Annotated in this window: 11 protein-coding genes; 3 read left to right on the forward strand and 8 right to left on the reverse strand. The window is 45.6% G+C overall.

The window, feature by feature from the left end:
- Position 1 precedes the first annotated feature (1 nt).
- The 5 genes from NIAKO_RS20130 to NIAKO_RS20150 form a co-directional block, all read right to left on the reverse strand.
- On the reverse strand, positions 2–802 hold the full coding sequence (locus NIAKO_RS20130; RefSeq protein ID WP_014220289.1) for a DUF4843 domain-containing protein: 801 nt from the start codon (positions 800–802) through the stop codon (positions 2–4).
- A 15-nt stretch (positions 803–817) separates the two neighbouring features.
- On the reverse strand, positions 818–2,290 hold the full coding sequence (locus tag NIAKO_RS20135) for a RagB/SusD family nutrient uptake outer membrane protein (protein WP_014220290.1): 1,473 nt from the start codon (positions 2,288–2,290) through the stop codon (positions 818–820).
- A gap of 9 nt (positions 2,291–2,299) precedes the next feature.
- Positions 2,300–5,647: a SusC/RagA family TonB-linked outer membrane protein gene (locus NIAKO_RS20140; RefSeq protein ID WP_081195866.1), complete on the reverse strand. Its 3,348-nt coding sequence runs from the start codon at positions 5,645–5,647 to the stop codon at positions 2,300–2,302.
- Between the two features lie 303 nt (positions 5,648–5,950).
- Positions 5,951–7,123, reverse strand: coding sequence for a FecR family protein (locus NIAKO_RS20145; RefSeq protein ID WP_014220292.1), 1,173 nt, complete (start codon positions 7,121–7,123; stop codon positions 5,951–5,953).
- Positions 7,124–7,304: 181 nt separating this feature from the next.
- A complete protein-coding gene (locus NIAKO_RS20150) occupies positions 7,305–7,904 on the reverse strand; it encodes an RNA polymerase sigma-70 factor (RefSeq protein WP_014220293.1) in 600 nt (199 codons plus the stop codon).
- Positions 7,905–8,212: 308 nt separating this feature from the next.
- Between NIAKO_RS20150 and NIAKO_RS39590 the strand changes: the two genes are divergently transcribed.
- Together NIAKO_RS39590 and NIAKO_RS20155 are read left to right on the forward strand one after the other, a co-directional pair.
- Positions 8,213–8,341: a hypothetical protein gene (locus NIAKO_RS39590; RefSeq protein ID WP_014220294.1), complete on the forward strand. Its 129-nt coding sequence runs from the start codon at positions 8,213–8,215 to the stop codon at positions 8,339–8,341.
- Between the two features lie 168 nt (positions 8,342–8,509).
- Positions 8,510–9,208 (forward strand): polysaccharide lyase family 7 protein, encoded by a 699-nt coding sequence (locus NIAKO_RS20155; RefSeq protein ID WP_014220295.1) that lies wholly within the window; start codon positions 8,510–8,512, stop codon positions 9,206–9,208.
- A 57-nt stretch (positions 9,209–9,265) separates the two neighbouring features.
- On the opposite strand, the gene NIAKO_RS20160 is transcribed toward NIAKO_RS20155, so the two are convergent.
- The 3 genes from NIAKO_RS20160 to NIAKO_RS20170 form a co-directional block, all read right to left on the reverse strand.
- The gene (locus NIAKO_RS20160; protein WP_014220296.1) at positions 9,266–9,736 is read right to left on the reverse strand and encodes a hypothetical protein; all 471 of its coding nucleotides are present in this window, start codon (positions 9,734–9,736) and stop codon (positions 9,266–9,268) included.
- Between the two features lie 3 nt (positions 9,737–9,739).
- Entirely contained in the window at positions 9,740–10,624 is an 885-nt protein-coding gene (locus NIAKO_RS20165; RefSeq protein WP_014220297.1) for an AraC family transcriptional regulator, read from the reverse strand.
- Positions 10,625–10,728: 104 nt separating this feature from the next.
- Complete coding sequence (locus NIAKO_RS20170; protein WP_014220298.1) at positions 10,729–11,784, reverse strand: hypothetical protein; 1,056 nt, start codon at positions 11,782–11,784, stop codon at positions 10,729–10,731.
- Between the two features lie 100 nt (positions 11,785–11,884).
- On the opposite strand from NIAKO_RS20170, the gene NIAKO_RS20175 reads away from it, so the two are divergent.
- Complete coding sequence (locus NIAKO_RS20175; RefSeq protein WP_014220299.1) at positions 11,885–12,772, forward strand: hypothetical protein; 888 nt, start codon at positions 11,885–11,887, stop codon at positions 12,770–12,772.
- Positions 12,773–12,924 lie beyond the last annotated feature (152 nt).

Here is a 12,924-nt window from a genome sequence, read left to right on the forward strand (position 1 = left end):
ATCACTTTACCTGTTGATTATTCTCATCCATAAAGTAAAAATTACCTGATGAGTTATCTTTCTTATACAGGAAGGTTTTATCCGGCGATTGTGCCTGATAAAAGTCCTTATTACCATCCGGTCTGTCTTTTAGCACATACCCTTTGTCAGGGTTGTTCGCTATCCACGTTGCAGGGCTGGTAAGCAAGCTCTGCAGCTTTGCCGTATAATAGATCCAGATAGGCTGTGAAAATGAGCCTACAGGAACATCTTCGGTAGTAGCAGACAACCTGAACAATTGATACTTCACTATTGAATAGCTGCCACCCGGGCACTTGTCCCACCAGATGGGTTTTTCGAGCCGGTTCGAGAACACTACTCTTGTGGAGGTTTGTTCGGCAATATCAGCGTTAAAATCTGCCGTAGGAACAATCTGAAGCTTCAGTACAAATGATTGTTTGAACAGCATGGTATCGTTATTGTACAGGATTACCGGTACAGACCCATACCCATTGTTTGCCGTAAGCGTGTACTGGTCTTTTAAAGGCTCATAGTGCTTTTTCACCACCGCCGTGGTAGCCGAATCAACCACCTTCACCGAAAATACCCGGTCTTTGTCTACACGGTCACCGGAGATCCTTACAGGCACCCACACCGTATCCTTTAATCTTTCGGGATGCAGGGCAAATGTGTATAACACGCTGTCGGTGCTATTTACATTAAAATAAATATTGGGGGCGCCATGAAAGCCGGCTATATCTTTTTTCTGACAGGCTGAGATGAACACAACAGCCGCCAATATAATGATCGTGATCTTCTTCATAAAAATTGCGGTTGTTTAGCGGTTACCAAATTCAATTTCATCATTAGGCAGCGGCATCACAAACAACTTATCCGATGCTGTAATAGCTCCGCCCGTGAGGTTGGGAAAATTTGTGTTCAACCTTTTATACATATAGAAGATCTGGCCTTCTCCATAGGTTTCCTTCCGCTCTTCTTTTATCAGTTCCTGGATCAACTGGTCTTTACTGTTCACCACCACGTCCTGCATTCCTCCGCGGTTACGCCGTACTAAATTCAGGTATTCAACAGACTGAGTAGGGTTGACATCATAGGAACTTTCCGAAGCGATATAATACATTTCGCTTAACCGCATGGCGGGCAGTACCAGGTTGTACAGGTTTGTTTCCGGATCGCGTTTGTATTTTTGCAATTCATACAGCTTTGGGCTATAGGTAGCGCCACTTGGCAACAACCAGTTCGTGGGCCGGAAATCACGGGCGCCTGCAGTTGATTTCTCGTAAATGGCGTCCCCGGCATCTACATCAATAACCAGGCTGTTCACCCCTGCATTGAACTTGGCAGCCAGTGTATCTTTCATATTCGGAACATACCAGGCAAACAGCAGTTCTTTATACATGATCCGGTCTTTCTTCTTCGTATCTGTCTGGTTAAAATCACTGTTTACTATCCAGGGGAATTTATTGGAGTTGATCACTTCCAGCGCATTGCCAAGCGCATCACTCATTTTTTCCCGGTACAGGTTCACCCTGGCCAGTTCGCCGCAAATAGCATAATAATTCATGCGGTGACGCCGGTTCTGCAAAAACAGGTTGGGGTTTTGCTGCTCTGAAGGATGGCCATTGCTATCGGTTGCATAGCTGGGCACATACGAAGCCGAAAGAATAGGATCAACCGGGCGAATCAGGTCTTTGGCCTGTGAAAGGTCTGTGGCTACGTTGTTAAGCACCTCTGTTACGGTTGATAAAGCGGTAACCTTATTTGAAAAATCAGTGACATAAGGAATGGCTTTGGCGTTGGGATTGCTTTTGAACGAAGGAGCAAATAACCGCAACAGATCAAAGTGCAAATAGCCCCGCATGGCCAGCGCTTCTGCTTTTATCAGCGCATACATATCGCCGGTCAATACACTCTTATTTGTTTCCACATTCTGAAGTATCAGGTTGCAATTGGCAATGCCATGGTACAACCCCGTCCACACCGTATCTTTCTTTGCCATAAAATACGGGTCCCGGTAATTGTAAGCGGCCGTTTGCTTGTAATGCAGATAATCTTCAGGTATTATATAATAATTTTGCGCCAGCACTTCGGGCAAACCACAGGTCAATTCATAACCATACAGGTTCTGGTTGGTACAGCTTGAATAAATGCCGTTCAACGCATCCTGGAATCCATCGGGCGTTTTAAACATTTCGTCTGCCGACACCTGCGATACAGGCTTTACATCCAGCCATTTTTTACACGATGACAATGTAACCAATGTGATCGCGATCAGTATATATTTATTCATATCCCCCAATTAAAAGCTTGTTTGAATAGAAAATGTATAACTCCGGGCAAATGGATAGTCGATACCCCGTTCTGCTTTCATGGTGCCCCAGTACCAGGTATCGTTCGTAGTAAACGTAACCCGCAGGTTGCGCATACCCAGTCTGCTATAGAGCTTTTTATCAAAATCGTACGACAGGAACAGCGTTGACAGATCCAGCACATTGTCTTTTTGAACAAACCTGTCTGTAGCATTGGTAGAGTTCAGGTCGGTGATGCTCTTGTACAGAGCTTTATCACCAGGCTTCTTCCACCGCTGTGTAAGCACCCTGCTGTCGACATTGTAATGGGGGTCGGCATTTTCTACCCTGTCTACCAGCGTTTGATTATACTCCTTACCACCGAAGCGCGTATAAAAGAGCACATTCAACATCCAGTGTTTGTAAGTAACATTCGTTCCAAAATAGCCGGTGGCCGTTGGGGTATTATCACCTACCGGTACAATGTCTTTTACATCCCAGATATAGGTATAAGTGCCATCTTTTTTAACAAAGATCTCCTTTCCGTTTTCCGGATCTATACCTTTGGAACGAACGGCATAGATCGCATTCATCGACTGGCCTTCGTTAAAGCGCAACAGGGGTTCGCCTTTATACGTGTCTGATGTTTGCTGCTTATCGGCATTATCGTTGTATGTTTTCAGGGAGTTGGAGATCTTCAGGATCTTGTTTTCGTTGTGCACCAGGTTGGCGGTGAGGTTTATCGTCCAGTCGCGGTTCTTAAATGCAGTTACCTTCAGGTTCATTTCCATCCCGGTATTTCTTATATCGCCGAGGTTTTCTTTGTAACTGGAAAAACCGGTTGAAGGGGGCAGCGAAATATCGGCCAGCATGCCATGGGTGATCTTTTGATAATACCTGGCACTTACATACAGCCTGTCGTGTAAAACACCCAGGTCTACGCCCACATCATAGTTGTTGGTCTTTTGCCATTTCAACCCCTCGTTGCCGTAAGTTGATACAACTGCCCCAATCCCGGTTGAATACCAGTTGCCGGTATAGTAATCATAGGTTGTTTTTGATTGATAAGGGGGAAAGTTTACCTGACCGGTTACCCCTGTGCTTACCCGCACCCGCAACGTACTGATGTTGCTGTTCATTAAGAAATCTTCCTTGTGTACATTCCAGCCAACACCAAACGCCCAGAAAGGCGCTGTTTTATTGTCGTTACCAAATTTTGAAGAGCCATCTATCCTGCCCGACAGATCGGCCATATATTTATTGCGGTAAGAATAGTTTACCGACAATAATCCACCGATCAGTCTTGTTTGCTCATAGTCGGCACTGGGTGCACTGTTCAGGGCATAGCTATTGGCAAAGGCGATATTGGTAAACCGGTCGTTGGGAAAACCAACTGCCCTTATGCTCTTCATATCCATGGATGACGTTTGCACATTGGCGCCGGTAGCCAGGTTAATGTAATGCTCGCCCAGTTGTTTATTATAATTCAGGGTAAAATTTCCATCCAGGATGTTCTCATCATTGGTACTGTAGTCATAACTACCCTTCTCTTTTATGCGGCTGGCATCGTAGTAATAAAACTCATTGGCCAGGGGTGATAAAAAGCGGTCTGTATTGTATTTGCGTTTGGTAGCACTGATAAGGGCCCGTAACTGTAATGCATTGGTGATGTTCCAGTTGGCTGAAAAGGCATCTATCAGCTCAATATATTTGTTCCTGTCAAAACTATGCAGCGTGCTGTTGTACATAGGGTTTAATACAGCCGAATTGCTAAACTGAGCCGCACCCTGCTGGTGTGTATCGATGAGCCAGTTATCCACTACCTGAATTATTTTACCAGTGGAATCGGTTTTGGGGTAGTAAGGATTCATGCGTACGTAATTGGAAAACGAGCCATAGGGCGATTCCGTACCATTTACCTGGGTTACCATAAGAGAATTCTTAAAAATAAATTTTTTACTGGGGGCATAAGACAGATCTGAACCCAGGCTGTACCGGTCGCGGCCCGAGCCTTTCATTACACCCGGCTGGGTTTGGTATCGTAAACTAACTGCATAACGAACGGCTTGTGAACCGCCCTCTACATACAGCGAGTGTTTTTGTGCAAAGGCCGTTGTTACCGGTTGCGACAGCCAATAAGTATTTACACCCGCCGCTACGTTGGCATATTTCTTATAGAATATTTCATCCTGCTGGTCCTGCGACAACTGCGCATTGTTATCATATACGCCTGCGAGTTTTTCATATTTTAGTTTATCGGCTGCATTCAACACATGATAGTCGGTCAAATCGGGAGTTGAAACTGACATGTCACCATTGTATGTAACAATCAGCTTTCCTTCCTTTGGCGCTTTGGTGGTGATCACCAATACGCCATTGGCGGCCCGGGAACCGTACACCGCTGTTGCTGCCGCATCTTTCAGCAGGGTAACCGATTGTACTCGGTTAATATCCAGGTCATACACCTTTTCAACACTTACTTCATATCCATCGAGAATGAAGGTAGGGAGGTTCACGTTCCCCGCCAGGTTATTGCGCGTAAGCACGCCCTGGGCTCCGGAAGGCAATGAAGCAGCGCCCCGTACATTCACCTGGGGTAGTGAATTGGGATTAGAACCCAACAAATTATTCTGCTGTACCTGGAAGGAAGGATCGTAAGCCTGGATGCTTTGTAAAATATTTACCGGGTTCACCTTCTTCAGGTCGTCACCCGATACGGTAACCGCATTACCGGTAAAGCTTTCTTTTTTGATTTGCTGGTAACCGGTGATCACCACATCGCTCATGGGATCTTTATTCGCTTTCAGTTTTATCGACAGCTGGCCTTCTTTTGCCGGCACTTCCACATTTTCAAAACCCACATAACTGATCGTCAGCATGGTACCGGGTTTTACCCTGATAACGAAATTACCGGAGCCATCGGTTACAGTTCCTATCTTGCTGCCTTTTATCAACACGTTTCCACCCACGATAGGAGTGCCTGACACTCCGTCTATTACCTTACCGCGAAAATCCACGGCAGGCACTGTATCCACCTGTTTTACGCCGGCAGGCACTGGTACCGGGGCCCTGTCGTTTACCACAATGGTTTTGTTCACAATACTGTAGGTTACAGGTTGCGCTTCAAAAACCAGATCAAGCACTTCTTTCAGGCCTTTGTTTTTTACATCTATGCTTACCGGATGTGTTTTCTGCAACAGGCGCAGGTTATAAAAAAACACATAGCCTGTTTGCTTTTTAATTTCCCGGAAAAGCTTCTGCAGAGGAATGTTCTCTTTAGATACGGTTACCGTTTGTGAAAAACCCGCCGCAGATACCTGTAGGAAGCCCGCCAATATGAAAACAGCGGTTAACTTCATAACCAGAATAGTTTTGGACTTTACCCGCTGTGGTATGCGCACAGCTTGGTAAAGATTAGTAAAAATCATACTTTTAAAATTGGGTAAACAAATAACAGTTTCGACGCTTTTAGAGAGTTTGCCCAAATTCGGCCGGTTGCGTTCCAGCGCTTCCGGCTTCCTTTTTTTGGCAGTCAATGAGTCCGGGAAAAATCAGGTCTTTCTCATGTTTGTGACAGTTTTGGTTAAAATGAACAATGGGGTTTAGCAGTTATATAGAATAAGATCCACGGTTCATGGCAGTTGTTTAGCGTCTTGCTTTTTTCATGGTAATACTGTTATTTTTCTTCCTTCTATTTTACAATGTACGTTACTCAGTTCCAGTATTTTGAATACTTCCTGGATGTTGCTGCTGCGGAGGATCTCCCCTTCAAACTTTTCGGTGGGCACTTTACCGGCATACACAATTTCCACATCGTACCACCTGGCTATTTCGCGCATTACGGTTTCCACACTGGCTTCGTTGAATACAAAGCGGCCATCTTTCCAGGCAACGGCCTCTTCTACATCTGCATGTTCATCCAGCGACATTTTCCCACTGCTTTTGGTTAACTGCGCCTGCTGGCCCGGTTTCAGAATAAAATGGCTTTCGGTGCTGGTCATATCCACTGATCCTTCGAGCAGGGTTGTTTTTACGACCGACTCATCCAGGTAAGCCTTGATGTTGAAATGTGTTCCCAACACTTGTACTTTACCACCACCAGGCCTGCCGTTAACAGAAATGATGTCAACAATGAAAGGCAGGTTGTTGTGGTTCACTTCAAAATAGGCCTCACCGGTTAAATCAACAGTCCGGTCTTTTCCTGTGAAGCCGGCGGGAAAGCGCAAAGTAGATTCCGCGTTCAACCATACTTTGGTGCCATCAGGTAAAACCACCTGATACTGGCCGCCACGCGGGGTGCTGATCGTATTCCAGGCAACGGCATCCTGATTACCATTGTGCCGGGATTCGTAGACCAACTGACCATCCTGCTTTTTTAGCACGATGGTTTTTCCCTGCTGGCTGAGGGCACCATTGGCAGCACTGTCGAGCACGATCACTGAGCCGTCTCCCAAGGTTAAAAGCGCTTTATTCCCGCCTGGCATCACGGGTTGGATTCCGGGTTTAGGGGTATGAACAATTGCGGGTACCGGATTTTTATGGGTAAACAAAAAATAACCCGCCGTGGTCATCAACATCAAAGTACCTGCTGCCACCCACCACGTGCGTTGTTTTCGCCATATAGGTATCACCCGTTCAGCGGTTACTGAGGTAAGCACTTCCTGTACGTTGCTGTATATTCTTGCGCCCACCACTTCTTCTTCGACTTCAGTCAACGGGTTGTATATGTCATTGCGCCGTTCGTTATACCACCCTTCTACCTGTTCTTTTTCTTCTTTAGAACAGGTACCCAGGCGATAGCGTTGTATCAGGTCGCTGAATTGGTTAGCATCCATAATTCATTCAAGGTTTTAGGAAAGGTTGAGTTAATTGGCAGGCAGGTTAGATAGATCTTAGTCGGAAAAGAAGAAAGGAGGTGGTAGAAGAAAGTGAAGTTTTTTTTAAATAATTATGAAGTTTGTGGGCCTCCCGGCTCCGCCAGCTGGCGGAAGGGGGAGGAATGAAGTGACTTTTTAATCATTTAAATACATAAGTGGCCAGGATGAGCATGGCCAGGGAAGTATTGCCCAGGTTGGATTTGAGTATTTTGAGGGCGAGATAGATCTGCTTTTTTACCGTTTCTTCAGAGATCTGCAAACGTTGGGCTATTTCCCGGTGTGTTAAATGCTCCTGCCGGCTCAGGCGGAACACTTCCCGCATTTTATCGGGCATTTTATCCATTACCTGGTCAATACTGGCGGCCAGTTCGCGGGCATACAACTCCTCTTCAATAGAAGGCATGGTTTGGTTCGCTTCCATGTAAGTGGTGAAATCTTCGAGGTACCCTCCGTGGATCATATTCCGCTCAATACGGTCGATACACTGATAGCGGATGGCAGTTTGTAAATAAGCCCGCAGGGTGGTAATGGCGAGGCTCTGGCGGCGGTTCCATAAAGAAACAAACAGTTCCTGCACGCAGTCCTCTGCTTCTTTCTGGGAGCGAAGCACGTTCATGGCTTCGCGAAAAAGTATTTTCCAGTAACGTTGGTAAATGGCGGTAAAGGCAGCCTGATCGTTTTGCGAAAGCTGTTGCAACAGATTCTGGTCAGTATGTAGTTCGTATTCAATTTGCTGCATTCTCCCAATTGCCTTACAGCGCTGAAATTACAATAAAAATATATAACGTATGTTAGCCTTATACAAACTATTGCTAAACAGTGCTAAACGGGGTATGATTTTCCAGATAAGATACCCCCGTTTTTCCCGGTAAATCTGCGAACACACTTATTGCCAAAAACAACGCGGATATTGGCCAAAACAACACGTTTACAAAATAGCCGCTGTAAAAGAAAAAGAGTCTTTATTTTTGGATAGACATTACAGTTAGAACTTATCCTGTGCAATTAAAGTTTATTCTATATATCCGGTATCCCCTAAGCTATCCTATGAAAAAGCTTGTTTTATTACTCATTTGCATCAATCAATTCCTTCCTGTATTTGCCGATACATTTATTGTAACCACCAATGCCAACAGTGGCCCGGGGTCCTTACGGGAAGCCATTATAACCGAATAAAATGCCAATCGCCGTACGTCTCTGCTTTGGTGAATTCGTTAATTTTTGAGTATCCGTTGTAAACAGCGTTATACCTGTACAATATAACCATGGCGCCTGGTTGTATGGATACCGCTATGCCGTTTGTTTTTTACATCAATCAATTACCAAATCACTAAAACTTGCCAAATGAATCGATTATCATCAACCATTGTATGCGCAATCCTTTTCCCCGCACTTGTTGGCGCCTGTAAAAAGTCAGCAACACAAACTGAAGCAATGCAACAGGAACGACAGGCCAGCACCGAAGCCACTCCTACCAGCGGCTGGACGCAAACATCCTATACCTACAGCATTCAAACACCCTGGAACCTGCCTCAATCTGACCGGTATAGTTATTCTTCCGGCGAACATCATTTCTGGATTTATAATGGAGATGCCTGTCAATTTGAAGGTTGTTCCACCGGGCCCCGTTCAGAATTACGGATGAACAATGATTATACTTCAGGCAGGCACCAGTTTGAAGGCGATGTATATATAGTTTCAGGCTCAGACGGTACAGACATTATGCAGGTATTTGGCGGCGTTACCAATGCCACCTCCCTTTTGCTTAAAATTACTGCTGCCAGCAGTGGCACCATTAAACGCTACGACAATGAAACACTTATGACCAGCGCGTACAACAAATGGATCCATGTGAACGTGCAACACGATGCCGACAATGGCAAAATATATGTGTACCTGAACAACACGTTAAAAGGCACTTTTGCAGACAGGGGCAATGCAAACCATTACTTCAAATGCGGCGTGTACAATATAACAGGTTCGCGGTCTGAAACCCGTTGGAAAAATATCAAGTACTGGAAAAACGGCCCGGTAGGCCAGTAGGTACAAAAAAGCATCCCGATGCCTCGGGATGCTTTTTGCATGTAACATACGTCCACATCACCAGTTCTTTTCCTGTTCCTCGTTCAACCTTTCCAACTGTTGTGCGGGCGGGGTTCTCCAGTCAATATCGTACCTGACAAAGAACATCAACCAGCCGGTTCTTGCCAAACGCATTAAGTAAGGTTGCGCCGCTATCAAAAAAACGGCGTTAAAGGCGAGCCAGTAAAAGAAACGGTTATCCTGCAACGAAAACCCGATAAGCACCCACCAGGCTACAAACGTGGCCACACTCAATGCAATAGACACTGCATAACTTACGTAGCTGGACCCATAATAAAATCCAACCTCGAGGTTAAATGGTTGTCCGCAAACGGGGCATTCTTTGTTCATGCGCATGGTTGTTTTCAATGCATACGGGTTCTTATTTGCGAACATGTCGCCCCTTCTGCACCGGGGACATTTGCATTTAAAAACATTCAAAACACCGGGCCTTTTATCTGTAGTTGTTAAGTCAATACTGGCTTCCATATATTAATTTTTTACGTGTTGTTTTCTGAATACTTCCGGCGTTATGCCTTCATACTTTTTGAAGAACTTTGAAAAATAGGAATTGTCCATAAACTGCAGCTCATTGGCTATTTGCGAAATGGTAAGTTTTGCATTTACCAGTAAGCGCTTTGCTTCCAGCAGTACTCTGTCGCGGATGAGTTCGCCGGCTGAACGGCCGGTAACATCCTTAGAGAGCGCATTCAGGTGATTGGGTGTTATATACAACATAGCGGCATAGTCTTTCGTCAACTTCTTTTCTTTATAATGCTGATCGATCAGCTTTTGAAAGTTGCGTAATACGATGGTGTTGTAATTAGTAGTTTGTTTGGCCGCGTCTGCACCGGTGTGCCGGCTAACCAGGATGAACAATTGCACCAGCGCGGCCCTTACCATATCGTCTTTCAAAGCAGTGGCAGCATTGCCTTCGCGCACAATTCCTGCCAGCAGGTCCTGTACGGCCGGTCTTACAGACGCGGGCAATACAATCACCTGTTCCTGCGCTATGCCGGAAAAGAAAGTGAATTGCTCCAGGTAGCGGGAATTGGCTAAAAAATCACTGAGGTATTGTTCTGAAAAGTTTACGATAAAACCATCCGGCTGTCCTTCAAACTCCCAGCTATGCACCTGGCCGGGGACCATAAAATAGAGCTGTCCGGGTTCAACCGGAAAATGAACAAAATCAATGGAATGCCCTCCCCCGCCACCTGAAAAGTAAACAAACTGGTAAAACGAATGCTTATGTGGAAACCGCAGGTCTTTATGTTCCTCCAGGTAATGAGGAAAGTAATCTGCCATGAAATCTTTCGGCGAAAACCGCGACTCTTTTAAGTTATGAATACTGTATGTTGGCAGATGCTGGTTCGACATGGCCTTCATTTATAGCACAAAGCTATAAAAGACCTACCACCAGCAAGGGTGATTTTTATGGGTTTTGTGGTACTTTTTACTGATTTGAGTTTTTGGGATACCGGTTATTTCAGGACAATTTTCACCACAGCCTCGCCATTTGTCACTGCTTTTGAAACCAGCTGACCACTGGAGATACTGTTGTAACTGTAGAATTTGCAGGTAAACTGCACTTTTACCTTCAGATAATAACCCGCCGGATCGTTCACCTCGGTAGCAGAAACTATTTTAAAGGTACTGCCCGTTTGCAAAGATCCATCCAGGGTTGACCACATATCAGTGCCGCCGGGTTGTACCCAGGTAATTACGATCCCATCGCTCGATAACCCGGTTCCTGTAGAATTAATAGTTGCATAGTTATAATTGCCAGGGGCAAAAAATGCTTTTAACTGGGTGGTTGATTCTGTATACCCGTGTAAGGTTCCTTTTGTAATCCCAAATTCGGTAACACCTGCAGGCAGGGAGGTACTACTGGTATTATAGCTGATGCCACCGGCAAACATGGCGTCAGGCGTGCCGGCCACACCTGCATCGTTGATATAATTATTGGTAGCAGTAACGTCCTGGCTATAATTAGTTCCGGCAAGGGTTAATTTATAATAAAAATCGCCTGTAAGGGTACCGCCGCCTCCACCACCAATGCCACCGCTTCCGCTATTGGCAACCGCTACAGGAACCAGGCAGGATGCCCCGCCAATAGTAAGACTAAAGCTGAAAACACCGGCCCGGGTTGGCTTACCCACTCCATAGAGGGTAATTACCTGTTGCCCCGTTGCGGTGAAATTACCGGCGCCTACAAATGAAAATCCGTCTGCAGTGGCGGTGGAATAGGTCCAGTCGCCCACCTTGGTGACATTTACCGTAACAGTTATTAAAGCATCGGCAGCCAGCGTTGTACCGGCCTCAATTACACCGGTTACCGCCGCATCGGAGCAACTGTTGCCCACGGGCACCAGTTTATATACGGCCGATCCACCGGAACTGCTACCGCCGCCCACCGTTCCACCGGAACCCAGGGTATCCTTGGATACTTCTTTCTGACATCCAATATTTGCTAATAATAAAAGAAAAACGAGGAAGCGGGTCAGGGACAATGTTTGGCTATTAAACAGGCGGAGCATATAAGCAGTTTAGGGGTTATTGTTACGTTGACAACAAAGATAATAAATGGGGATGACCCAAACCAGATGATTTGGTCTCCGGAAGTGTTATTTTGCGCCCATGAAAACTCCCTTATTGCTCCTTTTCCTCGCTCTTGGTAATTTCGCACTGGCCCAGGATGAACCCGGTTTTCCCGATATGCGCAGCTGGTCTATCAACAATCAGGACACTACTGACCGTTACATTTTTGCCGACACCGCCCTGGTCCGCGTTTCTCCCGATACCAAACAGCCGCCCATTGACAGCCTGTTTGCCGGGGATAACATCATTGTTACCGGCGTAACTCCCAACAGCCTTACCATTCGGGGAATAAAAGGCCCCTGGCTGAAGATCAATTACACCAAAAACGGAGTTCCCAAAAACGGTTACATCTGGCAGGGACTGGTAAGCTGTGCGCCCCTGCGCCGTGGCAATGTAAAATTTGTGTATGGGATCGAGCGCCGGGCCGATAGCATTCGTAAAGATGACAAATATAAAATTCGCCGGTTCCTGGTGCGATTGAAAGTAGTACAGGATGGCAGGGTACTGGCCACTCAATCGTTCACCACTTTTGATGATGAAAGCGCTAACTACAGCAGTGGAAAGATCATGAGCGGCATGGGGCTTACCAATGTGCAGAACATAGTTACCATTGAATTTTCCGGTGATGCCTGCGGCATCTCTACTTATGATTATTACTTTGCTTTTACAAAGAACAACCAGTTAATACCTTTCCCTGGGAAAGAAAACGTTGCCGATGCGGGTGCCTATTATCACAGTGAATCATTCACCTTCCCCAATGAAAAAAATGGGCAGCCGGATACTGTTGTATGGAATATGGAGAATGCAGAAGACACCCAAAAAACCGATAGGAAAGGTGATCCCATTTACAAGATCACTGAAAAGAAAAACACTGTATATACATGGGATGGCGTGAATGAAAAAATTAGCAGCCCGGTTAAAAAATAGAAAAATAGAAAATCTTTTAATAGCCCTGATCCCGGCTGCGCCTGGATCAGGGCTTTTTTCATTGCAATATGTAACTAACTATAACGTACAACGTATCGAACTTTATATGCGCAATATTTAAATATTACCTGAACTGGTAAAACACGCTACAT

Source organism: Niastella koreensis GR20-10, from assembly GCF_000246855.1.
GTDB lineage: Bacteria > Bacteroidota > Bacteroidia > Chitinophagales > Chitinophagaceae > Niastella > Niastella koreensis.

Bases quoted from the DNA above. Each gene is read 5' to 3' on its own strand.
- NIAKO_RS20140 (WP_081195866.1), bottom strand. From the start codon at position 5,647: ATGAAGTTAACCGCTGTTTTCATATTGGCGGGCTTCCTACAGGTATCT.
- NIAKO_RS20155 (WP_014220295.1), top strand. From the start codon at position 8,510: ATGAATCGATTATCATCAACCATTGTATGCGCAATCCTTTTCCCCGCA.
- NIAKO_RS20170 (WP_014220298.1), bottom strand. From the start codon at position 11,784: ATGCTCCGCCTGTTTAATAGCCAAACATTGTCCCTGACCCGCTTCCTC.
- NIAKO_RS20160 (WP_014220296.1), bottom strand. From the start codon at position 9,736: ATGGAAGCCAGTATTGACTTAACAACTACAGATAAAAGGCCCGGTGTT.
- NIAKO_RS20175 (WP_014220299.1), top strand. From the start codon at position 11,885: ATGAAAACTCCCTTATTGCTCCTTTTCCTCGCTCTTGGTAATTTCGCA.
- NIAKO_RS20135 (WP_014220290.1), bottom strand. From the start codon at position 2,290: ATGAATAAATATATACTGATCGCGATCACATTGGTTACATTGTCATCG.
- NIAKO_RS20165 (WP_014220297.1), bottom strand. From the start codon at position 10,624: ATGTCGAACCAGCATCTGCCAACATACAGTATTCATAACTTAAAAGAG.
- NIAKO_RS39590 (WP_014220294.1), top strand. From the start codon at position 8,213: ATGAAAAAGCTTGTTTTATTACTCATTTGCATCAATCAATTCCTTCCT.
- NIAKO_RS20130 (WP_014220289.1), bottom strand. From the start codon at position 802: ATGAAGAAGATCACGATCATTATATTGGCGGCTGTTGTGTTCATCTCA.
- NIAKO_RS20145 (WP_014220292.1), bottom strand. From the start codon at position 7,123: ATGGATGCTAACCAATTCAGCGACCTGATACAACGCTATCGCCTGGGT.
- NIAKO_RS20150 (WP_014220293.1), bottom strand. From the start codon at position 7,904: ATGCAGCAAATTGAATACGAACTACATACTGACCAGAATCTGTTGCAA.